We start from the raw sequence: 21,563 nt of genomic DNA, 5'->3' as shown, positions 1-21,563 counted from the left end.
GTTTCGGGAAAGGCTCAGTCGGAGCGGTTCGGCCATAGCGTGGTCAGCCTGATCCGCGCGAACTTCCACGCGCCCTCCACGCGCACGTATTCATCGTCGTAGCGCCCGATCAGCAGCAGCGGGTTGGCATCCCCGCCAGGCGTCGCGATGGGCGATCCTGCGTGCTGGCGCGTGACCAGATCCAGCAGGATGCAGTGCCCGCGCGCAGTGTCGGGGCTGGTGATTTCTATCGAGTGGTTGGCGACATGGTGGAGCGTCTCGAGCGGCGCGCGCATGTGCTGCCAGTGTTGCCGGAACAGCGCCAGCACCGCCTCGACGCCCCGGTACGTACCGCCAAAGCCGGTGGGATAATCGCACACCACATCCTCGACGAAATTGCGCCTGACCGCCGCCTCGTCCATCGTATCGAACGCGGTGGCATAGTCCACGCGCAGCTGGCGGATCGCCTCGCGCGCAAGCAGGTCTTCCAGGGTCATCGGCTTCTCTCCCGTTATCATCGTTTGCCGGCAGCGCGCCGCAGCCGGGCGATCTTCTTCTGGATCGTCGCCAGCTTGCGCATGTAGGTCTCTCGCATGTCGCCGGTCAGCAGCAGCGCTGCGCTTTGCAGGAAACAGGCGTGCAGCTCTGCCCGGCAGACATCGCCCGCGCACTGCCCCAGTGACCAGCGGCGATAGACGATGAATTCGTGCATGACATGGCTGTCCACTAGGGTCGGCAGGTCAAGGTCTTCGCGCACATGGCCCTTCGCCTGTTGCAACGCCAGCCAGCCGGAAAAGCGCGCGTGCGCCACCGAAGTCAGTTCGCGCACTTCCAGCTCGCGCGGCTCCGGGGCAAAGACGAAATCGATCACTACGCGCGCATAAAGGCTGTCACGCTCCAGCTCGTTGACCATCCAGTCCAGTTCGCGGAACACCACGTCCAGGGAGTAGGTGGCGCCACGCCGGGCGATGTGTTCGCGCACTTCGACCATGCGATCGATGACGGTGGCGCTGATTACGCCGTCCTTGTCGCCGAACAGGCGGTAGAGCGTGCGTTGGGCGACACCTGCATCCTCCGACAGGCGGCGGATGGTCAGCGCCGCGACTCCGCCTTCGCCCAGGATGCGGTGCGCGGTGTCGACGATGCGGGCGCGCCGCTCCGTCATGGCCGGACTGGTGTAGCGGCGGCGAATCGCGGGCGTTTTTTCTGCCGTCACTTCTTGCATCGCAGCACGAAGCGCGGGCGCAGCGGTTCTCTTTCCATTACCGCGATAAACTAGGACCTGGCTGCTCTCCAAGGCAATCCCTCCAGTATGCTCGCCGCTGCGCTGCGGCAGAACAAATCATACATGAATGTTTTTTATGTCTTCACAAAAATGATCATGTGTACTCATTTATGCAGGTCGAGCGAAAACGCCGGCACGTGATTCGAACTGCCCATGACAACGAAGGCAGTCGGCTCGGAGGGGAAGAACATGATCGGTAAGGGACACCTGAACTGCGTCTTCGGTACACTCGCCACCGCACTTCTGGCAGGGGCCAGCACCACAGCCATGGCGCAGGGAGCGCCTGCTGCCGGCCCGCAGGCCGATCCTCCCCCGCCCCAGACGCGCAGCGGGCTTGAGGACATCGTCGTCACGGCGCGCCGCATCTCGGAATCGCTGCAGGATACCCCCGTCGCCGTTTCCGCCTTCACGGAAACCGCGATCCAGAACAAGTTCGCCACCGACATCCGCGCTTTGGCAGGAGACGTCCCCAACGTCGTCATCACCAACGTGCCGGGCTTCAACGCAGCCTCCATCGGCATCCGCGGCCAGTCGACCGGCGACATCATCCTCACCTTCGAACCGGCCGTGGGCGTGGTGGTGGACGATTTTGTGCTGGCGCATGTCCAGACGCAGTTGTTCGATCTTTTCGACGTGGAGCGGATCGAAGTGCTGCGTGGGCCGCAGGGCACCTTGTTCGGCAAAAACACGGTTGGCGGCGTCGTCAACGTCATCACCAAGAAGCCCGAGGCCGGGTTCAGCGGCGAAGTGCGGCTCGGTTATGCCAGCTTCAACACCAAGGACGTGAAGGCGGCGATCAATATCCCGCTTGCCGACAACCTCTATTTCCGGGCCGCCGGATCGTTCCAAGAAAGCGACGGGTACTACCGCCTGACCAAGAACAACGACGTGGATGGCTTTGAAGGGGTGCCGGGGCGCGGCCAGCGCTGGGGCGGGACGCGCTACTTCAGCGCACGCGCCAAGCTGTTGTGGGAGCCGACCGACGACACCAACATCCTGCTGACATACGAACTTCTGCGCGACCGGGGCGACAGCCCGCCGTCGGTCAACGAAACGCCCCCGGGATACCTGATCGACGTCGTCGGCTTCCCCGGCATCCAGACCACCGGCGGCAGTCCGTTCCGGACCGGCACCACGCTGTGCGAAGGGTCTGCCACCGCCCCCACTTGCGTCGGTACGCTCGACGGGCACCGCATCGATGTGGACGGCGTCTACCTGCGCGGCGAGCATTCGATGGACGATGTGGGCACGATCACCGTCGTCGGCGGATGGCGCCGGGTGCAGTCGAAGCTGCCCTCGGACTATACCGGAGAGAACGCCTACCTGTTCGTCTCGACCCGCGAGGACGTGCGCAAGCAGTACAGCCTTGAAGCACGGTTCAGTTCGGACTTCTCCGACGTGCTGAAGTTCACCGTGGGCGGCATGTACTGGGGCCAGAAGCTGGACGCCAATGCCACCAGCTTCCTGGGGTTCCTGCGCTTTCTTGGTGACCCCACCGCGCTGACCGACCCGAACCAGTCTACCGCCAACTACAAGGTGGATAGCTATGCGGTGTTCGGAGAAGCCGAATACAAGCTGGCCGATCCGCTCGCCGTGTTCGTGGGCGCGCGCTACACCAGGGAGACCAAGGACTTCGCGGTACAGCCCCAGGTCCGCCGCTCGCTGATCCAGACCGGCTTCTGGCCGCAGTACAGCGACCGTGCGAAGTTCTCCAAGCCGACCATGCGCGCCGGGTACCGCTGGGAAATCGCGCCCGGCATCAACAACTACTTCACGTACAGTCAGGGCTACAAGTCGGGCGGCTACAACGAACAGGCGATGTCCGCTACGTCGGCCCTGCCGTTCCGTGAGGAGACCGCCGACAGCTTCGAGCTGGGCTTCAAGACCGAAACCGCCGACCGCCGGCTGCGCGTCAACCTGGCGGCGTTCTATGTGAAATACAACGATCTGCAGCGCGATGCCGTGGTGCCCTTCGTGGACCCCATCACCGGCCTGCCCGGACAGGAAACGCGCACGACCAACGCGGGCAAGGCCCATGTGAAGGGCATCGAGCTGGAGATTTCCGCCGCCCCGGTCAACGGCCTGACGCTGGGCGCGTCGGTGGGCTGGCAGAAGGCGGAATACGATGAATTCAGCACTGACGTGAACGGCGACGGCATCAACGACGATGCATCCTACCTCAAGCTGCGCAACGCGCCCAGGTGGACCGCCAGCGGCAGCGCGCATTACGAATTCCCGCCGACCGACTGGGGCGTCGTCTCGCTCAATGCCGACATCAACTATCAGGCGCGTTACGAATCCACCACGCTCAACGCCGAATATACGCAAGGGCAGGCCCGCACGCTGGTGGGCGCGAGCATCGGCTGGACCGATCCGGGCGAGCGGTATCGCGTGGCGGTCTTCGGGCGCAACCTGCTGAACGAGGTCTACCGGGTGTCAGCGAATTCGGTTGCCGGGCTGTTCAACTTCACCAACTACGCCCCGCCGCGAAGCTTCGGCGTCGAAGGCTCGGTGAAGTTCTGACGATGGCGGCGGCGCGATCCTTGAAGGCGGATGCCGATTTGCGCCGCGCCGCGTCAGCGCAGCCGGTGCGCGCGTCCCACTCCTGCAGGAACGAGGTCGAAGGCGAAGCTGACCCGCTCCCGCTCGCCGCCGAACGGCAAGGTGGCGTGCCACAGATAGGACGGGAACAGGATCATCCGGCCTGCGCGCGGACGGTGGACGACAGCACTGCCGCCCGCGCCAAGCTCCTGCGGCAGGAGGCCGATGGCGAACGCACCTTCGTCGGTGTCCGGGCCGTCGAAGGCGGGATAATAGACGCCCGAAAGCCAGTTGGGCGCATGGATGTGCGCGCCCACTTTGCCGCCGGGGCGCAGGATGGTGCCCCACAAGGTGAGGCTCCAATCCTGTGGCATGGCGCGCAGGAAGGGGTGGTCAGCAGGCTCCCCGGCCAGTCGGGAACGGACTGCGCGAAGGTGGCTGCGGGCAAGGTCGCCCAGCGCCCGCAGCGCCGGGGTTACGGCCCCGGCAAGGTCGCCGCTCTGGCGGCCCTGCCGGGTGACCAGCCCCTCCGGCTCGAACGTCAGGGAGGGATGCGCGCGCAGTTCGCGGACCAGTTCAGTATCGAACGCATCGCGGGATGCGAAACCGGGAACGGCGTCAATGTCGTGCACGGTCACGAAACGGTCGAGGGACATCAGCCTGTCGCGTTCCTCCGTCCGGCCAAGCCGCTCCAGCGCGGCGAGCAGCAGCGCCAGCGGCGTGGTGACGCCGGGCTGCGTGTCGATCAGCGTCTGGCACACGGCCAACGCCTCTTCAGGCCGTCCGGCACGGATCAGGGTGCGTGCAAGATTGACGCCCAAGGCATGGTTGGGCGCAGCGCCATCGAATGCCGCCGCCAGCGCCGCCGCCGCGCCGTGATGATCGCCCGCCTGTTCGCGCAGCAGGCCGGTCTGGTTCGCCGCCCGCATGTTGCGCGGTTGTGCGCGCAGTATCTGCCCCGCGAGGTCCAGCGCCTCTGCCCGGTTGCCGGAAGCAGCCAGCGCATCGACAAGGTTGAGAGCCGTATCGAGGTGCCCCGGCCGCAGCGCGAGCGAACGGCGATATTGCGCCACCGCCTCTCCATGGCGGCCAAGCCGCGCCAGAGCGACGCCCATGTTGTTGAGCGCGTCTGCACTATCGCCCGCCCCTGCCAGCACTTCCAGCGCTTCTGCGGGCCGCTCCGCCGCGATCAGGCAGGAGCCGAGGTTGGCCAGCGTTCCGGCATGGCCGGGGCGCAGTTCCAGCGCGGTGTCGAAGGCTTTCAGGGCGTCCTCGTAAGCGCCTGCATTCTTGAGCGCGACGCCGAGGTTCTGCCGGCGTCCGGCATCCTGCGGGTCGGCGGCGCATGCCTGCCCGAAGGCGCGAACCGCTTCCTCCAGATTACCGGTCCGTTGGGCGACGATCCCGGAGAGGGTCAGCGCATCGGCGTCGCCCGGTCGGGTGGAGAGCAGCCGCGCCACCAGCGGTCGCGCTGCCGCCGGGTCCGGCCCCTGCGCCGCGCGCGCGGCCTCTGCCAGCATTTCTCCCCACATCGTGAAAGGTCCATTCGGTTATGATTGGTGTCATCATGCATGTCCGTACCAAGGCGGACAAGACGCAGCGCTTCATCGAACTGACCACGCAGCTCCAGAAGGACGTGCGCGCCAACGAGCCCGACACGCTGCTGTTCCAGGTAATGCAGTCGCGCGATGATCTCCAGGCCTTCGGTTTCACGGAGATCTTCACCAGCATGCAGGCGAAGGAGGATCACGCCAACCGCCCGTACCACGTCGCCATGTCCGCGGAAGGCTATGCCTGCCTCGACGGCGACCCCGATATCCGCGTCTTCGACCTTCTGGGTGAAGCCGCCAAGGCAGGAGTTGCAGCATGATCGGTTCGCTTGAAGGACGCATCGCCCTCGTCACCGGATGCACGGGCGGCATCGGCAGCGAGATTTCCCGCGCCCTTGCCGAAGCGGGGGCCACCGTGGTCGGCGCGGACCTGCCCGCCGATGCCGGGCGTTGGCAGGGCGACCATTACCTGACGCTGGATGTGACCGACGAGGCATCGTGGCAGTCCGCCGTTGCCGCCGTGGAACAGCGTTACGGCAAGCTCGACGTGCTGGTCCACGTCGCGGGCATCGTCGTGGTCGAGAAGATGGAGAACACCACGATCGAGCAATGGCGCAGGCAGATGGCGGTCAACGTCGATGGGCCGTTCCTGGGCACCAAGGTGGCGGCGCAACTGTTGAGGCGTTCGGGTGAGAGCCTGCCGCACGGCGCCTCGGTCATCGTCATTTCCTCGGTCGCGGGCAAGATCGGGTCGCCGCTGCACGTTGGCTACTGTACCTCCAAGGGTGCGGTGACGCTGTTCGTGAAGGCCTGCGCGATGGAGTTTTCCGCGCTCGGCTACAAGGTGCGCGTCAATTCGGTGCACCCCAGCGGCGTCAAGACCGGCATGGTCGACCACATCCTGCAGCGCATCGTCGATAACGGCTTTGCCAACAGCGTGGAGGAAGCCGCGGCGGGCCTTGCTCCGGCCCATCCCATCGGGCGCATGGCAGATCCCATCGACGTGGCGAAGACGGTGCGGTTCCTGGCTTCGGACGAGGCCGGGTACATGCACGGTTCGGAACTGCTGGTCGACGGCGGGTTCACTGCGCAATGAGCGGCATCGCGGACAAGGTCGCCATCGTTACCGGCGGCACCAGCGGGATCGGCGCAGCCGTGTCGCGCCTTCTGGTCGCCCAAGGTGCACGCGTCGCGGTGCTTTCCGAAGTGCCGCAGGCCGACCTCGACCGGGAAGTGGCGGATGGCAGGCTGGCCTTCGGCGCGCAGGTGGACATCGCCGATGCCGACGCCGTGGCCACAGCGGTGCGCGGGGTGGAGGCCGCGCTTGGCCCGGTGTCGCTGCTGGTCAACAATGCCGCGATCTGGGCACCCAACCCCGTGCCGCAAAGCCCGCTCGCACTGTTCGACCGGCACATCGACGTGAACCTGAAGGGCAGCTTCTATGTCACGCAGGCGGTGCTGCCGCGCATGATCGAGGCGGGCGGCGGGACCATTGTCTTCATCGGCTCGGTCAGCGGCACGGCGGGGCGCGCAGGCGACAGTGCCTACAGCGCGTCCAAGGCCGGGGTCGCGATGCTGGCGCGCACGCTGGCGGCGGAACTGGGACCAAAGGGCATCCGCATCAACTGCGTGTGCCCGGGCGCGGTGGCGACGCCGCTGACGGCAGACCTGCGCACACCCGAAGGCGAACAGGCCATTGCCGCGCTGATGGACGGCCATCCCAGCCCCCGCCGCAAGTTCTTCATGGAACCAGAGCAGATCGCGCAGCTGGTGTGCTTCCGGCTCGATGACCGGTCCAGTGCGGTGCACGGCGCGGTCATCCCCGCCGACGAAGGACTTACCGCCACGATGTGAACCGCTTTGATCTGATACGAGAGGAAAACACCCATGACCGCCCCGCACGATGCCGGAAAGACCGGCGACCTCATCGTCAACATCAACGACTGCCGCGAAGTGTCGCTGGGCACCGGCACCACCATCCGCCTGCTGCGCTACAGCGAGGAGACCGGCGATTGGGTGCTCTGGGTCCGCATGGAGCCGGGCGCAACTTTCGCGCCACACTGGCATCTGGGTCATGGCCAGTACTTCGTGACGAAAGGCGAACTGATCTACGATGTCGGCTCGGCCCCTGCCGGGACTTACGGCTACGAGCCGATCGGATCGCGCCATTCCGAAGCGCGCTGCGACGAAGTGACTGAATACCTCTTCATGGGGCACGGTGCCGTCGCCTTCACCGACGATGCGGGCGAAATCCGCTTCATCCTCAACCACGAGTTCCTGCGCGACGTGGCGCGTGGCGATGCCGTGTCCAACGTTGCCAACGAAGGGCTGGAGGAGGCGGCATGACCGCACCGTCGAACCCGCGTGCCGACCGGCTGCGGTCGATGATGGCGGCGGAGGGGCTGGAAGCCGTGGTCCTCAGCCATCCGCACGACGTGCGCTATGCCGTCGGCTATCACTCCATCCTCGAGCGCTGGCAGCAGATGGAGGCGATGGCCGCCGCCATCGTCTATGCCGATGCCGCAAGGCCGCTGACACTGGTGATCCCGGAGGCGAACCTGGGCCTTGTCGCGGTGCTGAACCGGGACGGCGATGCCTGCACCTTCGGCGAAGTGCGCACGTTCGACATGCTCAACTTCTGCGAAGTCAGCCGCTACATCGACCCCGACCGTAACGGTGGGCGGCTTGCCGAGGATGCAGCGGGCATGATGGGCGCCATTGCCGGCACTTGTCAGCCCGACATCGCCGCCGCCATCGCCTCTGCCCTGTCCGACCATGGCATGGCGGGCAAGTCCATCGGCTTCGATGAGCATCGCGTCTCCGCCCGCATCGCCGACCGCGTGCCGCACCGCTACTCGGACGTGCTGGACTTCATGATGCGCGTCCGGGTGGTCAAGACCGCCGGCGAGCTGGAGCGCTACCGGCAGGTCGGAAAGCTGGCGGACCGGATCATCGCCCACGCTGGATCGCTGCTTCACGAAGGCGCAGACTGGAACGACGTCCAGGCGCGCATCTGCGACTTCATGGTGCGCAACGAAGTCATCCCGGTGGACGAAGGCGCTATGCTGTTCGGCGGCGCCTACGAGGCCGACGAGTTCATCCCCGACCTGTTCCGCACCCGCGGCAACCGCGCCCTGCGCCATGGCGACATCGTCATCCTGGAAACGCAGGGCATCCACGACGGCTTCTGGGTCGATATTAACCGCACCGCCGTGGTCGGCCGGGCCAGCGCCGAATACCGCCACCAGCATGACGTGCTGCGCGACGCCTTCCTCAAGATGGTGGATCAGTTGCGGCCCGGCGTCTCGACGGCCAGCCTGCCCGCGATCGGCTACGAGCATCTGAAGGCCAACGGCATCGCCACCCCCGAAAAGCTGCTGGTGGTGGCGCACGGGATCGGCCTGATGCCGCTGGAGATTCCGCTGGCCTACCCGGCGGCGGGACTGGCGGGCGTCAAGGAAGGCTTTGTGCTGGAGGAGAACATGCTGATCTCCCTCGACAGCCTCTACTTCGGTGCGAAGCTGGGGCCGTGCCACATGGAGAACGTCTACGCGATCACCGCGGGCGCTCCCGAACCGATGTACGCCGCGCCGCTCGAACTGTTCGAGACAGTCGGCGCGGAACCTGCCCATACCTGAAGGAGAGAGCGATGACCGCCATCGGCGACAATGACCGCAGGCTGGAAAAGTACCGCCGCATGCAGCGCATCCGGCAGTTCGAGACGAAAGCGGAATCCATCCATGCTGCAGGCGAGATCCCCGGCGCGCTGCACACGTATGCCGGAATGGAGGCATCGGGCGTAGGCGCCTGCATGGCTTTGCGCGATGACGATTATATGGTTGGCACCCACCGCAGCCATGGCCATCCGATCGCCAAGGGATCGACGCTGCGCCCACTGATGGCCGAACTGCTCGGCAAGGTGACGGGCGTGTGCAAGGGCAAGGGCGGGTCGATGCACCTGTCCGATTTCTCGATGGGCAGCCTTGGCGAGACCAGCATCGTCGGCTCCGGCGGGCCGGTTGCTGCGGGTGCAGCATTGGGTGCGAAATTGCAGGGGCTGGACCGCGTGGCGCTGTGCTTCTTCGGTGACGGTGCGTCGAGCGAAGGGGCCATCCACGAAGGCATGAACCTGGCGGCTGTGTGGAAGCTGCCCGCGATCTTCGTGTGCGAGAACAACCGCTTCGGCATGTCCACGCCGACCTCCGCCGCCGTTGCGGGCGCGCATGTGGCGGACCGCGCCCACGGTTACGGCATCCCTGGCGTCATCGTGGACGGGCAGGACGTCGATGCCGTCGAGGAAGCCGTGCGCGAGGCGGTGGACCGGGCCCGCGCGGGCAAGGGGCCGACGCTGATAGAGACGAAGACCTATCGCTATTCCGATCACGCGGTGAACATGGGCCGGGATCTGACACCGCGCGGACCGGAGCATGACGAGTGGGTGGGCCGCGATCCCATCGCGCTCTATCGCGCGCGCCTGATCGCGGATGGCGTGGCGGAAGTGGAACTGACCGCCATCGAGACCGCCATCGCCGAGGAAGTCGCCGACGCGCTGAAGTATGCCCGCGAAAGCGCCTATCCCACGTTCGAGGAAGCGTTCGATCACGTCTTCGTCGATCGCGTGCCCATCCCCGCAGAAGTCGCGGTTCACGCCTGAACAGGAGAGAGCATATGGCAAGGATCACATTCCTGGAGGCGATCCAGCAGGCACAGGCGGAGGAACTGGAGCGCGACCCCGCCGTCTTCATGATGGGCGAGGACATCCGCTGCAACGTCTTCGGCACGACCACCGGCTTCGTCGAGCGCTTCGGCGAGGAGCGCATCCGCGACACGCCCATTTCCGAGAACGGCTTCATCGGTGCTGCGGGCGGGGCTGCAATGGTGGGCATGCGGCCTATCGTCGACGCCACGTTGTCGTCGTTTCTTTATCCGGCGATGGACCAGATCTTCTCGATCATCGCCAAGTCCCGCTACATCTACGGCGGGCAGGCGCGGCTCCCGCTCGTGCTGCGGTCCTGCATGTTCTACGGCAACTCCAATGCTGCGCAGCATTCGGACCGGCCCTATCCGATGTTCATGAACATGCCGGGTCTCAAGATCATCGCGCCGTCGGATGCCGCAGACATGAAGGGCCTTCTGAAATCCGCCATCCGCGATGACGACCCTGTGCTCAGCTTCGAGGACGGCACCTGCTGGATGAACAAGGCCGAAGTGCCGGACGACCCCGATTTCCTGATCCCTATCGGCAAGGGCGACATCAAGCGCGAGGGGACCGACATCACCGTGGTGGCCATCGCGGGCGGCGTCAATGTGGCTCTGAAGGCGGCGAAGCAGCTGCAGGGCGAGAGTATCTCGCTGGAAGTTATCGACCCGCGCACGCTGGTCCCGCTCGACCGTGATCTGATCCTGCGTTCGGTGCGCAAGACCGGCCGCGCGATCTGCGTCGACCCGGCGAACAGGACCTGCAGCGCCGCCAGCGAAATCGCCGCCACGATTGTCGAGGATGCGTTCGAGGCGCTGCGTGCGCCGGTGGTGCGGATCACCACGCCCGACACGCACCTCCCGTTCAGCCCGCACATCGAAAAGCCGCTCTATCCGTCCGTGGAGCGCATCGTTGCCGCCGCCCGCCGCCTCGTCGGCGTTCCGCAACCTGCCTGAGGAGACCAAGATGGCCGAATTTACGATGGTGCTGCCGCAATACGGCATGGGCATGCAGGACGGAGAAATCGTGCGCTGGCTGAAGGAGCCGGGCGACCGGGTGGAAGAGGGAGAGAACATCGTCGAGGTGGAAGCCGCCAAGACGACCGTCGAAGTCCCGGCGCCGGTGGCGGGTACGCTGCTGCGCATCGTTGCCGCAGCGGGCGAGACGGTGGACGTGCGCGAACCGCTGGCGGTGATCGAGACGGGCTGAACGCCCGCGCGCCTTAAACAAACCTAAAAACAGCCACCGCGCGACTGCGCGTGCGATGGCGCGCCTATCCGGGAGACGATCGCGTGCAGGACAATCGCAATGGGCATGGTGCCAGGGGCAGGCTGCATCGTTGGCCGCGCTGGGTGGCAGGCGTGCTGCTTGTGGTCATCGGCCTGGTACTGGTGGTTGGCGGGGTGTGGCTGCTGATGCTTGGCGGCTCGGCGTACTATCTGGCCACCGGGCTTGCCTGCGTGATGTCAGGCGTGCTGCTCTGGCGCGGGAACGCGCGCGGGCTGTGGCTCTATGCCGCCATGCTGCTGGCGACGCTGGGGTGGTCGTTCTGGGAAGTAGGCGTGCAATTCTGGCAGCTGCTGCCCCGCCTTGCCGGCCCGACGGCGATCGGCGCGCTGCTGGCGCTGCCCATCGTGCGACGGCGGCTGAGCGATGCAGCGGATACGGGGACGCGTTGGGGGCTGGGCGGCATCGTGATCGCCGCATGCGCGGCGCTGGTCGGCACGTTTCTGATCGTCCCCGTCTTCGAGGTATCGTCTACGCGGGGCGACACCGTGGCTTCCCTTGATCCGTCCGGCACGCAGTGGACTGACTATGGCGCCGATGTTTTCGGCACCCGCCATTCGGCCGCTGCCCGGATCACGCCGGCCAATGCCGCAAGGCTCGAACCGGCATGGACCTTCCGGACGGGCGACACCAAGGCGAACATGCCCGGGATCAAGTCCATATCCTTCATGGCGACGCCGCTGATGGTGGACGACAGGGTCGTGTTCTGCTCTCCCACCGGAAAGGTCTTTGCGCTTGATGCCGACAGCGGCCGGCAGGTCTGGCTGCGCGATCCGCATACCCGGATCGGCAATGCGCAGATGCTGAACTGTCGCGGTGTCTCCTACCATGCCGATCCTGCCGCGACGGGGATGTGTGCGCAACGCATCCTCTCCATGACGGTGGACGGCCGTTTTCTGGCCAGCGATCTTGCCACCGGCAGGCCGTGTCCGGATTTCGGCCGCGGCGGCACCGTCAACCTCGACGAAGGGCTGGGCGATGTGGACCCGTTCCGCTCCTACACCTCGTCCCCGCCGGTCATCGTCGGGAACACGGCGATCCTGGGCGCCTATGTGCGGGACAACTACACCAGGGACGATCCGTCCGGCGTGGTACGGGCGTTCGATGTAAAAAGCGGGCGGCTGCTCTGGGCTTGGGACAGCGGCCGTCCCGACGATGCCCCGCCGTTGAAGGCGGGAGAGCAGTGGACGCGCGGGTCGGTGAATGCCTGGACCGCGTTCAGTGCCGACCCGGCGCTGGGGCTGGTCTATGTACCCACCGGCAATGCCACGCCGGACCATGTCGGCACGCACCGGTCCGCCTTCCTGGAGCGTTATGCCAGCTCGATCGTGGCACTGGACGCTGCGACGGGCCGGGTGCGCTGGGCCTTCCAGACGGTCCACCACGACCTGTGGGACTACGACCTGCCCGCGCAGCCTGTCGTCGCCGACTTCACGCTGAAGGGCCGCAAGGTCGCTGCGCTGGTAGTGCCGACCAAGCGCGGCGAGATCTTCGTTCTCGACCGGGCGACCGGCAAGCCGCTGGTCCCGGCGGAGGAACGCCCGGTTCCGCGCGGCACGCTGCCCGGAGAACGCTATGCGCCGACGCAGCCCTATCCGGTTGGCTTCGCATCCTTCGCGCCCCCGCCGCTATCCGAGGCGGGGATGTGGGGCGTGACTCCGCTGGACCAGATGTGGTGCCGCATCCGGTTTCGCTCGCTCGACTACAAGGGCATGTTCACGCCGCCCTCGGAGCGGGGGATGCTGCAGTGGCCGGGCACGTTCGGCATTCTCAACTGGGGCAGCGTCAGCATCGATCCGGTGCGCAAGCTGATGATCGTAAACTCCGCCGCTATTCCGCAGGAGGTGCGGCTATTCCGCCATGGCAACGGTACCGACCGACCCGCGCTGGCGAAGGATTCCCATGCGCCGGGCTATCTTCCGCAATACGGCACGGATTACGGCGTCAGCCTGCTGCCGATGCTGTCACCGCTGGGCATCCCGTGCGAAGCCCCGCCATGGGGCAGGTTGGCGGCCGTGGATCTCACCACCGGTCGGATCGCGTGGAGCCGCACTTTCGGCACGTCGGCGGACACCGCCCCGCTCAGCATCCCGCTGCCGGGCGCGTTCAACCTTGGCGGCTCGGCCACCACGGCGGGCGGCGTGACCTTCATCGGCGCGGCAATGGACGATTACCTGCGCGCATTCGACACTGCGAGCGGCAGGGAGCTGTGGAAGGGCCGGCTTCCGGCGGGCGGGCAGGCGACGCCGATCACGTATGTGTCCCGCAGGACGGGACGCCAGTATGTGGTCATCGCCGCCGGGGGCCATGCCTACATGGGAACCACGCCGGGGGATTCGGTGGTCGCCTTCGCGCTTCCGACCAGGTGAGGACTTGCGCTGTCCGTGTCAGATCGCGCGGCGCGGGTCGGTGCCGTCCCAGTTCTCGGTCTCGGTGCGGATCGTCGCGAAGAGGTCGAGCATCGGCGGCAGCGGCGCGATCACTTCGATCAGCGGGCTGAGGCCATCGCGCGCGGTGTCGAGATAGGCGAACTGCGACAGCGGCAGGCGGCCTTCCAGCACGACGGAAATTTCGTGCGCGCGGGCCCGGTCCATGGTGGCGGCATAATCATCCACGAACGTGCCGTAGTGGTGGACGCCGCGCTGCCCGCTTTCCAGAAAATCGCGATAGGTCGATCCGGCGCTTCCGGGCTGAATCAGTTCGATCATGGTGTCACCGCTGTAGCTGATGGACACGCCGCCGAAGATCGGTTCGTCCACCGCCGCCGCGCGTTCCTCCACGAACAGTTCGTCGAAGGGAAGCGGCACGGGAAAGTCGTAAAACGGGCCGACGCCCATGTTGCGGGTCCAGTGCTCCACCGCCTCGTCAAGGTCGGGAACGACATAGGCTACCTGAAAAATCCTGCCATAGAAGCGGCTCATGGCCGTCATACTCCCGATACATCGCGTTTCTCTTGAAAAACATTCATGACTGTTTTCTAATGAATGTCCACCCTGCTTGAGTCGGGCCATAGAGAGCTTGCCGGGCGGGAGGATCCCAAAGGAGAGGGAGCCCCATGATGAAGCTCGATTTCGACGACTGGAACATCCACGTCGGCACCCCGCACCCCTTCAACGCCCGTGTGGCGCCGATCGACAACGGCACCGGCCGCCCCGACGCACGCCGCTATTTCGACCGCGATTTCATGCGCGAGGAATGGGACAGGGTATTCGCCAGAAGCTGGCTGCTGGCCGGCTGCGCATCGGACATCCCGGAGACGGGGGACTTCTTCACGTTCGCGATCGGGCCGGAGAACTTCATCGTCGTGCGCGGGGACGATGGCGCCGTCCACGCCCACTACAACGTGTGCCCGCATCGCGGCAGCCGTCTGGTGACCGCCGATTTCGGTTCGCTCGACCGCTTCACCTGCCCGTTCCACTCCTGGAAGTTCGACCTGGAAGGCCGCAACGTGGCGGTCACCGATCCTGAAACTTTCCGGCCCGAAGTCCTGTGCCATGACCGCAACCTTACGTCCGTGCGCTGCGAAGTGGCGGTGGGGCTGGTGTTCATCTGCATGGACCCCGACGTTGGGCCAGTCACCGACTGGCTGGCGCCGATCCTGCCGCATCTGGAACTCTACGAAATCGACCGGATGTACGTCGTCCAGCATCGCCGTTCCGACTGGGGCGCCAACTGGAAGGGCGGCGTCGATGCCTTTGCCGAGATATACCACCTCCACGCGGTCCATCCGCAAACGCAGTGCCTGATGGACGATCGCACCCAGATCGACTTGTGGCCGGGCGGTCTTTCGCGGCAGTTCGTGCCTTTCGCTCAGCCCGCGGCGCGTTACGCGGATCAGGAGACGGTCAATCCCGGCATTCAGCTGATGCTGCGCGATGCGGGCATAGACCCCGAGGTCTATCAGGGCACGGCGGCGGAAACGCGCCGGGCCGTGCAGCAGGCCAAGCGCCAGCGCTCGGAAGAACTGGGCCTTGGGTACGACAAGTTCAGCGACAGCCAGCTCAGCGATTCTGTGGTCTACTCGCTGTTCCCCAATGCGCAGATCGGCTGCCACCCCGAGGCGATCTTTCTCCACCGGTTCCTGCCGCACGCCAGCGATCCCAACCAGTTCACTTACGACACCTGCATCCTGTATCGCCACGTCGATGCGCCGGGATACTGCGCACCGGCATGGATGGGGCTGGGCGACGACGTGGACATGACGGGCGCAACGCGGCCTGAAATCGTCCATACCGGGCTGGGCGAACCGCCGGGTCTGGGCGAAGTGCTGGATCAGGACTCCGATCTGCTCCCCATCGTGCAGGCCGGCGCGCGCTCACGCGGGTTCCGGGGGCCGCTGTGGAGCGAGCAGGAGGGCCGCCTGCGGCACTTCCACGCCGAACTCGACCGGCGAATGGCGGTGGCGCCATGAACTACGATCCGCGCAGTTGGGCGGTCCACAAGGGTTCTGACCACCCCTTCGACCGCCCCGCACCCGCCATCGACAACGGCAGCGAACGGCCTGATCCCGCCCGCTACACATCGCCCGAAGTCTTCGCGCGCGAGTGGGAGCAGGTCTTCGCCCGAACCTGGCTGCTTGCCGCGCCATCGAGCGACGTCCCCGAGCCGGGCGACTGGGTGAAGTTCGATATCGGGCCAGAAAGCTTCATCGTCGTGCGGCAGGAAGACGGCTCCGTTGCGGCACACTACAACGTGTGCCCGCATCGCGGCAGCCGGCTTGTCACCACCGATATGGGCAGTCAGGACAGCTTCACCTGCCCGTTCCACTCATGGCGGTTCGGCCTTGACGGGCACAACCAGAAGGTCACCGACGCCGAAACCTTCCGGCCCGAAGTGCTGTGCCATGGAACGGACCTCACCTCCGTTCGTGCCGAGGAGGCGGTGGGGCTGATCTTTATCTGCATGGCGCAGGATGCCCCGCCGTTGACCGAGTATCTGGCCCCGGTCCTGCCCATGCTGGAAACCTACCGGATGGATCGGATGCACGTCGTGCAGCACCGCCGCTCCGACTGGGCGGCGAACTGGAAAGGCGGGATCGACGCTTTCTACGAAAGCTATCATCTGCATGCCATCCATCCCCAGACGATGGGCGTGATCGACGACCGGACGCATATCGACTTGTTCCCCGGCGGGCTCTCGCGACAGTTCGTGCCGATGGCGCAGCCCAATTCGCACTTTCCCGATCAGGATGCGATCAATCCCGGCATCGCGGCGCTGCTGGCCGATGCGGGGATCGACCCGAACGGGTTCACCGGCACTGCCATGGAAAGCCGCGCCGCGGTCGCCCATGCCAAGCGCGAACGGGCGGCGCGCATCGGACTGGACTATTCGCACTTTTCCGACGCGCAACTGACGGACAGCACGATCTTCGGCATCTTTCCCAACACGCAGATCGGCTGCCACCCCGAAGCGGTGTTCCTGCACCGCTTCAAGCCGCACGCCAGCGATCCGGAGCAGTTCACTTACGAGACGACTATCCTCTATCGCCATGTGGAGGCGCCGGGCTATGGCGCGCCGGGTTGGATGGGGCTGGGCGAAGATGTCGACGTCACCGGTGCCACGCGGCCCGAGGCCGTCCACACCGGGCTCGGGGAGCCGCCGGGAATGGGCGAAGTGCTCGACCAGGATTCGGACCTGCTGCCGATCGTTCAGGCAGGCGCACGCTCGCGCGGGTTCCGGGGGCCGCTATGGGGCGAACAGGAAGCCCGCCTGCGCCATTTCCATGTCGAACTGGATCGCTGGCTGGACGGCGGCAGCTGACAGTCAAGGGCGGGGGATGAACCGATCGTCCCCCGCCTGTCCGCCGGCGTCAGAAGGGGCGGATCGTCACACCGTTGTCGATCACCAGTTCGGCGCCGGTGATGAAGCGCGATTCGTTCGAGGCCAGGAACAGGACCAGCGCGGCCACATCCTTGGGGTGGCCGGGTGTGCCTGGCGGCAGCACGCCTTCGGGGATTTCACGCGGACGGTCCAAGCGGCCTTCCGCCGTCTGCACCATCGGTGTCTCGATCGCGCCGGGATGCACCGAGTTGCAGCGTATCCTGTAACCCTTTTCCTGGCACATCACCGCCACCGACTTGGTCATGGCGCGTACCGCGCCCTTGGCGGCGGAATAGGCGAAGAAGATCGGATAGCCCAAGAGCGCGCCAGTCGAACTCATGTTGATGATGGATCCGCCGTCGTGCTTGTTCATCAGCGGGATCGCATGCTTGCAGCCCAGGAACACGCCGTCGGTCATGATCGCGCTGACCCAGCGGAACTGCTCCAGCGTCGTGTCCTCTACATCGGCGCTCAGCACGACCCCGGCGTTGTTGACGAGGATGTCGAGCCTGCCGAAGCGCGCCTCGATCTCGTGCATCACGCCGATCCACTGCGCTTCGTCCGCCACGTCGAGCGCCAGCGCCAGTGCGCCATTGCCGATGCGCCCGGCTACGGCGGCGGCGGTTTCCTGTCTGACGTCGGTGACGACCACGATTGCGCCTTCGCGTGCCAGGGCCTCGCAGTCGGCAGCGCCCAGTCCAGAGCCGCCACCGGTTACCAGCGCGACTTTTCCTTCAACCCGGCCCATGCTTCTCTCCCGTATTTCGCTGCTGTTCGTCAGCGTCGCCTTAGCGGCACCTTAAGGTGGCCTTATCGTGGCCTTACCGCGCTCAGGCGGCGCCATCCTCGCTGAAGTATTCCGGCATGCCCGCCGGCCAGATGACGCCCCACTGCGCCTGCCCGCCGTCCAGGATCATCAGGTCGCCATTGATGAACCGGGCCGCCGGGGACGCCAGATAGGCGATAGCCTCGGCCACGTCCCAGGCGTTGCCGCGCTGCTTCATCGGGTTCGCCTTGTGGAAGCGGGCCAGTGCTTCTTCGGGGTACATGCGGAACCCCTCGGTCTCGATCACACCGGGCCCGATGCAGTTGACGCGGATGTTCCAGGGCGCCCATTCCGTCGCCAGCGTCTTCGACAGGTAGATCACGCCCGCCCGCGCCGCGCAGGTATGCGCCGCCTGAGGCATGCCGCGCTCCACGTTGGCGACGATGTTGACGATGTTGCCCGGCTTGCCATCGGCGCGCCAGCGCTTGGCCGCTTCCTGCATCATCCACCAGGTGCCGTTGAGGTTGGTGTCAATTACCGCCAGCCACCCCTTGCGGGTGAAGTCGATGGCGTCCTGCGGAAACTGGCCGCCGGCATTGTTGACCAGCGTATCGATGCCGCCGAAGTGATCGTGAACCCGCCCGATCAGCGCTTCCACCGCTTCGGGGTCGCGGATGTTGGTGGGAACGGCCAGCACCGTACTGCCGACGGCGTCGCGGATGAAGTCAACGGTGCCCTGAAGCTTGTCGGGATCGCGCCCGCAGATGGCGACCTGCGCGCCCAGCCTTGCTGCAAGATAGGCCGCAGCCTTGCCCATGCCGCTCCCAGCACCGGTGATCAGAACGGTCTGACCGGCCAGCAGGTCGTCACGATAGATGGTGGACTGTTCGCGCAGCAGGTTTTCATCCAGCCCCCGCGCCGGTCTGTCCGGCCCGTCGTCTTCAGGGCGAAACACCTTGGCGGTGAAGGTTCTGGGCGCGTCCAAATCTCTCTCCTTGCGAATCGGGGCAGGGGGCGCATCGACGCGGCTTTTCCCTCTGCCGACCACCACGGTAGCGCCGGCAGGACAAAAAGACAAACAAGATTGTTTTTAGACGGAGCCGGAGCCGCTCGTGTGCTGCATCAGCGCGCGAATCTGGTTTTCCAGATGAACCAGCATCATCGGCACTTTGGCCTTGTCCATGGCGCCGGTCTGGACGGCGATCGCCATGCCTTCCAGGATCGTTTGCGACAGGTTCATCGCCATGTCGAACTCGGCAGGAGCATCGCGCCATTCGGGGAAGAGCGCTTCTGCCTGCGCGTTGAAGCGTTCGCGGAACTCCTCCTGCAAGGGGAACAGGATTGCGCCCAGTTCGCGGTCGGTTCGGGCGGCGACAGCAAGCTCGTGAAAAGCGATGAACGCGGGCTTCTGCACTTGCGCCCAGTATGTTTCCACCAGCGTGTCGACGTCATGCTCTTCCGGCTTTTCGGCGGCGCGGCGGAAGGCGCGCAGACGCTTTTCGTGCAGTTCGATGATCGTCGCCTTGATCAGCGCGGCGCCGTTCTCGAAGTGGTGCATCATCGCCCCGCGCGACAAGCCGGCCTCCTCGGCCACGCGCGGCGTCGTCGTGTTGGCATAGCCGTGCTTGACGATGCAGCGCACCGTCGCATCGATCAGCCGCCCGCGCGTCTGTGCGGCCTTGGCGGCCTGCAGGGTGGTGCCGCCGGGGCGGGTGGCGGGCGTGGCCGCAGGCTTGGCAGTGCGGGTCGATCGGGTACGCGAAAGGGCCATGTGATTCGCCTGGGAAATAATGTCGCGAGTGTCCGCTATGCGTGCCCGCTTACGCCTGTGGCCACCTGATAGGCAAGTGCGCGCGCCCGCTGCACCGGCATTAAACAAAACAGACATGACTGATTGTAATTCTCGAACCGCTTGATAAGCTGCGCCACACACAGGTTCACAAGACCGGGTGCTATCCATGCCCGGCGTGATAGACTACAGGACATGGGAGAGCGGGCATGGGCGCAGAGCCGATCCTGACTATGGGCGAGATGATAAGGTCCTCCGCCGCAGCTTTCGCGCAGCGCGACGCGATTGTGCTGCCGGACCGGCGGCTGAGTTACGACCAGCTCAACCGCGCCGCGCGCGACTGGGCCAGGGCACTGGTGGCGATGGGGGTGGGGCCGGGCGACAACGTAGGCCTGCTGCTCCCCACGTGTGCAGATTTCATAACCGCGTTCTACGGCATCACCATGACCGGCGCGGTCGCGGTGCCCGTCAACGCCCGGTATCAGGCCAGCGAACTCGGCTTCGTGGCGGCGGACGCGGATCTGGTCGCTATCGTTACGATCGGCAAGGTGGCCGACGGGCTGGACTTCACCGCGCGGCTGGAAGCGGCACTGCCGTCGCTGTCGTCCGCGCAGGATCCGTGGGCGCTCGATCTGCCGGAATCGCCGCGCCTGCGCTCCATCGTATGCTTGGACGAGCGCTGCGCACCCTATCTGGTGCCCGCAAGTGCCGCATTGGCAGCCGGGAAAGCGACACCCGAGACGGAGATCGACGCGCGCATCGATGCGGTTGCCCCGCAGGATACCGCGATGATCCTCTATACCTCGGGCACCACCGCCAACCCCAAGGGGGCGATGATCAGCCACCGGGCGCAAGTGGCGAACAGCCGCAACCTTGGCATTCGCTACGAATGCACGCAGGCCGACAAGGTCTGGTCGCCGCTGCCGATCTTCCACATCGCCGGTATCCTGCCGATGACGATGATCCTGGACCTTGGCGGCGCATACATGACCATCCCGCGCTTCGATGCCGGGGTGGGGCTGGAGATGCTGGGCCGCGAAGGGGCGACGATCGCCTATCCCAGCTTCGTCACGATCATGCAGGATCTCATCACGCACCCGACCTTCAAGGACACCGACCTGTCGAAGCTGAGGGTGATGAACTCCAACTTCGCGGTGCAGCCCGAATGGATCAAGCTGGCGGTCGCCGAAGCGATGCCGCATACGATTCAGGTCGGCACGTTCGGCCTGACAGAAGCCGCTGGCACGGTGTCCACAAGCCGACTTTCGGACAATTACGAGGTACGCACGGGCCGCTGCGGTGTGCCGCTGGACGAGTGGAACGTGCGGATCGTCGATCCCGAAAGCGGGCTGGACTGCGGCCCCGGTGAGCGGGGTGAGATCGTGCTGGGCGGCCCCAACATCCTCAAGGGCTATTACAACGCGCCCGAGAAGACCGCGCAGGCCATCCGCGATGGCTGGTTCTATTCGGGCGACATCGGTTCCATCGACGCGGACGGGAACGTCATGTTCCATGGCCGGACCAAGGACATGCTCAAGGTCGGCGGCGAGAACGTGGCGGCGGCGGAGATCGAGGCCATGCTTCAGACTCATCCGGCGGTGAAGCTGGCGCAGGTGGTCGGCCTGCCGGACGATCGCTATGCCGAAGTCCCTGCCGCCTTCGTCGAACTGGCCGAGGGCGAGAGCGCAACCGAGGCGGAACTGATCGAGCATTGCCGCGGACGGATCGCCAGCTTCAAGATCCCGCGTCACGTCCGTTTCGTGGCGGACTGGCCCATGTCCACCTCCAAGATCCAGAAGTTTCGCCTGCGCGAACAGCTGATCGCAGAGCTGCAAACGGCGTAATAA

At 65.7% G+C, this 21,563-nt stretch carries 20 protein-coding genes; 13 read left to right on the top strand and 7 right to left on the bottom strand.

The annotated features are described in order from the left end of the window. Window positions 1-14 precede the first annotated feature (14 nt). Window positions 15-476 carry a nuclear transport factor 2 family protein gene (locus GGR40_RS13120; RefSeq protein WP_429276687.1) on the bottom strand — a complete coding sequence of 154 codons (462 nt, stop codon included), beginning with the start codon at window positions 474-476 and terminating at the stop codon, window positions 15-17. Between the two features lie 17 nt (window positions 477-493). After that, window positions 494-1,195 carry a TetR/AcrR family transcriptional regulator gene (locus tag GGR40_RS13115; RefSeq protein ID WP_429276686.1) on the bottom strand — a complete coding sequence of 234 codons (702 nt, stop codon included), beginning with the start codon at window positions 1,193-1,195 and terminating at the stop codon, window positions 494-496. A gap of 258 nt (window positions 1,196-1,453) precedes the next feature. Here GGR40_RS13115 and GGR40_RS13110 point away from each other — a divergent pair, with 258 nt between their 5' ends. Then, window positions 1,454-3,787: a TonB-dependent receptor gene (locus GGR40_RS13110; RefSeq protein ID WP_429276685.1), complete on the top strand. Its 2,334-nt coding sequence runs from the start codon at window positions 1,454-1,456 to the stop codon at window positions 3,785-3,787. 53 nt (window positions 3,788-3,840) lie between these two features. Here GGR40_RS13110 and GGR40_RS13105 read toward each other — a convergent pair whose 3' ends face one another. Continuing rightward, entirely contained in the window at window positions 3,841-5,337 is a 1,497-nt protein-coding gene (locus GGR40_RS13105) for a tetratricopeptide repeat protein (RefSeq protein WP_429276684.1), read from the bottom strand. A 20-nt stretch (window positions 5,338-5,357) separates the two neighbouring features. Between GGR40_RS13105 and GGR40_RS13100 the strand changes: the two genes are divergently transcribed. From GGR40_RS13100 to GGR40_RS13060, 9 genes are all read left to right on the top strand, one after another. After that, window positions 5,358-5,675 (top strand): putative quinol monooxygenase, encoded by a 318-nt coding sequence (locus GGR40_RS13100; protein ID WP_429276683.1) that lies wholly within the window; start codon window positions 5,358-5,360, stop codon window positions 5,673-5,675. Further along, a complete protein-coding gene (locus tag GGR40_RS13095; protein WP_429276682.1) occupies window positions 5,672-6,451 on the top strand; it encodes an SDR family NAD(P)-dependent oxidoreductase in 780 nt (259 codons plus the stop codon). The genes GGR40_RS13100 and GGR40_RS13095 overlap by 4 nt, the downstream gene beginning before the upstream one ends. Beyond that, entirely contained in the window at window positions 6,448-7,209 is a 762-nt protein-coding gene (locus GGR40_RS13090; protein WP_429276681.1) for an SDR family NAD(P)-dependent oxidoreductase, read from the top strand. Before GGR40_RS13095 ends, GGR40_RS13090 begins: the two co-directional genes overlap by 4 nt. A gap of 33 nt (window positions 7,210-7,242) precedes the next feature. Continuing rightward, entirely contained in the window at window positions 7,243-7,701 is a 459-nt protein-coding gene (locus GGR40_RS13085; protein ID WP_429276680.1) for a cupin domain-containing protein, read from the top strand. After that, window positions 7,698-8,993 carry a M24 family metallopeptidase gene (locus tag GGR40_RS13080; protein ID WP_429276679.1) on the top strand — a complete coding sequence of 432 codons (1,296 nt, stop codon included), beginning with the start codon at window positions 7,698-7,700 and terminating at the stop codon, window positions 8,991-8,993. The genes GGR40_RS13085 and GGR40_RS13080 overlap by 4 nt, the downstream gene beginning before the upstream one ends. A gap of 11 nt (window positions 8,994-9,004) precedes the next feature. Continuing rightward, window positions 9,005-10,009 carry a thiamine pyrophosphate-dependent dehydrogenase E1 component subunit alpha gene (locus GGR40_RS13075; protein ID WP_429276678.1) on the top strand — a complete coding sequence of 335 codons (1,005 nt, stop codon included), beginning with the start codon at window positions 9,005-9,007 and terminating at the stop codon, window positions 10,007-10,009. 14 nt (window positions 10,010-10,023) lie between these two features. Then, window positions 10,024-11,010, top strand: a complete 987-nt coding sequence (locus tag GGR40_RS13070; RefSeq protein ID WP_429276677.1) for an alpha-ketoacid dehydrogenase subunit beta — start codon at window positions 10,024-10,026, stop codon at window positions 11,008-11,010. A gap of 10 nt (window positions 11,011-11,020) precedes the next feature. Continuing rightward, window positions 11,021-11,263, top strand: a complete 243-nt coding sequence (locus tag GGR40_RS13065; protein ID WP_429276676.1) for a biotin/lipoyl-containing protein — start codon at window positions 11,021-11,023, stop codon at window positions 11,261-11,263. 83 nt (window positions 11,264-11,346) lie between these two features. Beyond that, window positions 11,347-13,710 carry a membrane-bound PQQ-dependent dehydrogenase, glucose/quinate/shikimate family gene (locus GGR40_RS13060; protein WP_429276675.1) on the top strand — a complete coding sequence of 788 codons (2,364 nt, stop codon included), beginning with the start codon at window positions 11,347-11,349 and terminating at the stop codon, window positions 13,708-13,710. An 18-nt stretch (window positions 13,711-13,728) separates the two neighbouring features. On the opposite strand, the gene GGR40_RS13055 is transcribed toward GGR40_RS13060, so the two are convergent. Continuing rightward, window positions 13,729-14,262 (bottom strand): VOC family protein, encoded by a 534-nt coding sequence (locus tag GGR40_RS13055; protein WP_429276674.1) that lies wholly within the window; start codon window positions 14,260-14,262, stop codon window positions 13,729-13,731. 137 nt (window positions 14,263-14,399) lie between these two features. On the opposite strand from GGR40_RS13055, the gene GGR40_RS13050 reads away from it, so the two are divergent. Beyond that, entirely contained in the window at window positions 14,400-15,752 is a 1,353-nt protein-coding gene (locus tag GGR40_RS13050) for an aromatic ring-hydroxylating oxygenase subunit alpha (RefSeq protein ID WP_429276809.1), read from the top strand. After that, window positions 15,749-17,101 (top strand): aromatic ring-hydroxylating oxygenase subunit alpha, encoded by a 1,353-nt coding sequence (locus tag GGR40_RS13045; RefSeq protein ID WP_429276673.1) that lies wholly within the window; start codon window positions 15,749-15,751, stop codon window positions 17,099-17,101. The genes GGR40_RS13050 and GGR40_RS13045 overlap by 4 nt, the downstream gene beginning before the upstream one ends. A 49-nt stretch (window positions 17,102-17,150) precedes the next feature. On the opposite strand, the gene GGR40_RS13040 is transcribed toward GGR40_RS13045, so the two are convergent. The 3 genes from GGR40_RS13040 to GGR40_RS13030 form a co-directional block, all read right to left on the bottom strand. Further along, a complete protein-coding gene (locus tag GGR40_RS13040; RefSeq protein WP_429276672.1) occupies window positions 17,151-17,909 on the bottom strand; it encodes an SDR family oxidoreductase in 759 nt (252 codons plus the stop codon). An 82-nt stretch (window positions 17,910-17,991) separates the two neighbouring features. Then, window positions 17,992-18,912, bottom strand: coding sequence for an SDR family oxidoreductase (locus GGR40_RS13035; RefSeq protein WP_429276671.1), 921 nt, complete (start codon window positions 18,910-18,912; stop codon window positions 17,992-17,994). A gap of 105 nt (window positions 18,913-19,017) precedes the next feature. After that, entirely contained in the window at window positions 19,018-19,698 is a 681-nt protein-coding gene (locus GGR40_RS13030; RefSeq protein ID WP_429276670.1) for a TetR/AcrR family transcriptional regulator, read from the bottom strand. A gap of 227 nt (window positions 19,699-19,925) precedes the next feature. Between GGR40_RS13030 and GGR40_RS13025 the strand changes: the two genes are divergently transcribed. Continuing rightward, a complete protein-coding gene (locus GGR40_RS13025; RefSeq protein WP_429276669.1) occupies window positions 19,926-21,560 on the top strand; it encodes a class I adenylate-forming enzyme family protein in 1,635 nt (544 codons plus the stop codon). Window positions 21,561-21,563: the final 3 nt, after the last annotated feature.

The organism is Novosphingobium gossypii, from assembly GCF_050433305.1.
Classification (GTDB): Bacteria; Pseudomonadota; Alphaproteobacteria; order Sphingomonadales; family Sphingomonadaceae; genus Novosphingobium; species Novosphingobium gossypii.
The sequence above is the reverse complement of the archived record's forward strand: the minus strand, read 5'-3'. Positions and strand labels throughout refer to the sequence as shown.

What these genes read in the sequence shown, in the direction of transcription:
- GGR40_RS13065 (WP_429276676.1), top strand. Translation starts at nt 11,021, where the DNA reads ATGGCCGAATTTACGATGGTGCTGCCGCAATACGGCATGGGCATGCAG.
- GGR40_RS13095 (WP_429276682.1), top strand. Translation starts at nt 5,672, where the DNA reads ATGATCGGTTCGCTTGAAGGACGCATCGCCCTCGTCACCGGATGCACG.
- GGR40_RS13055 (WP_429276674.1), bottom strand. Translation starts at nt 14,262, where the DNA reads ATGAGCCGCTTCTATGGCAGGATTTTTCAGGTAGCCTATGTCGTTCCC.
- GGR40_RS13080 (WP_429276679.1), top strand. Translation starts at nt 7,698, where the DNA reads ATGACCGCACCGTCGAACCCGCGTGCCGACCGGCTGCGGTCGATGATG.
- GGR40_RS13030 (WP_429276670.1), bottom strand. Translation starts at nt 19,698, where the DNA reads ATGGCCCTTTCGCGTACCCGATCGACCCGCACTGCCAAGCCTGCGGCC.
- GGR40_RS13120 (WP_429276687.1), bottom strand. Translation starts at nt 476, where the DNA reads ATGACCCTGGAAGACCTGCTTGCGCGCGAGGCGATCCGCCAGCTGCGC.
- GGR40_RS13040 (WP_429276672.1), bottom strand. Translation starts at nt 17,909, where the DNA reads ATGGGCCGGGTTGAAGGAAAAGTCGCGCTGGTAACCGGTGGCGGCTCT.
- GGR40_RS13070 (WP_429276677.1), top strand. Translation starts at nt 10,024, where the DNA reads ATGGCAAGGATCACATTCCTGGAGGCGATCCAGCAGGCACAGGCGGAG.
- GGR40_RS13090 (WP_429276681.1), top strand. Translation starts at nt 6,448, where the DNA reads ATGAGCGGCATCGCGGACAAGGTCGCCATCGTTACCGGCGGCACCAGC.
- GGR40_RS13075 (WP_429276678.1), top strand. Translation starts at nt 9,005, where the DNA reads ATGACCGCCATCGGCGACAATGACCGCAGGCTGGAAAAGTACCGCCGC.
- GGR40_RS13085 (WP_429276680.1), top strand. Translation starts at nt 7,243, where the DNA reads ATGACCGCCCCGCACGATGCCGGAAAGACCGGCGACCTCATCGTCAAC.
- GGR40_RS13100 (WP_429276683.1), top strand. Translation starts at nt 5,358, where the DNA reads ATGATTGGTGTCATCATGCATGTCCGTACCAAGGCGGACAAGACGCAG.
- GGR40_RS13045 (WP_429276673.1), top strand. Translation starts at nt 15,749, where the DNA reads ATGAACTACGATCCGCGCAGTTGGGCGGTCCACAAGGGTTCTGACCAC.
- GGR40_RS13025 (WP_429276669.1), top strand. Translation starts at nt 19,926, where the DNA reads ATGGGCGCAGAGCCGATCCTGACTATGGGCGAGATGATAAGGTCCTCC.
- GGR40_RS13050 (WP_429276809.1), top strand. Translation starts at nt 14,400, where the DNA reads ATGAAGCTCGATTTCGACGACTGGAACATCCACGTCGGCACCCCGCAC.
- GGR40_RS13105 (WP_429276684.1), bottom strand. Translation starts at nt 5,337, where the DNA reads ATGTGGGGAGAAATGCTGGCAGAGGCCGCGCGCGCGGCGCAGGGGCCG.
- GGR40_RS13110 (WP_429276685.1), top strand. Translation starts at nt 1,454, where the DNA reads ATGATCGGTAAGGGACACCTGAACTGCGTCTTCGGTACACTCGCCACC.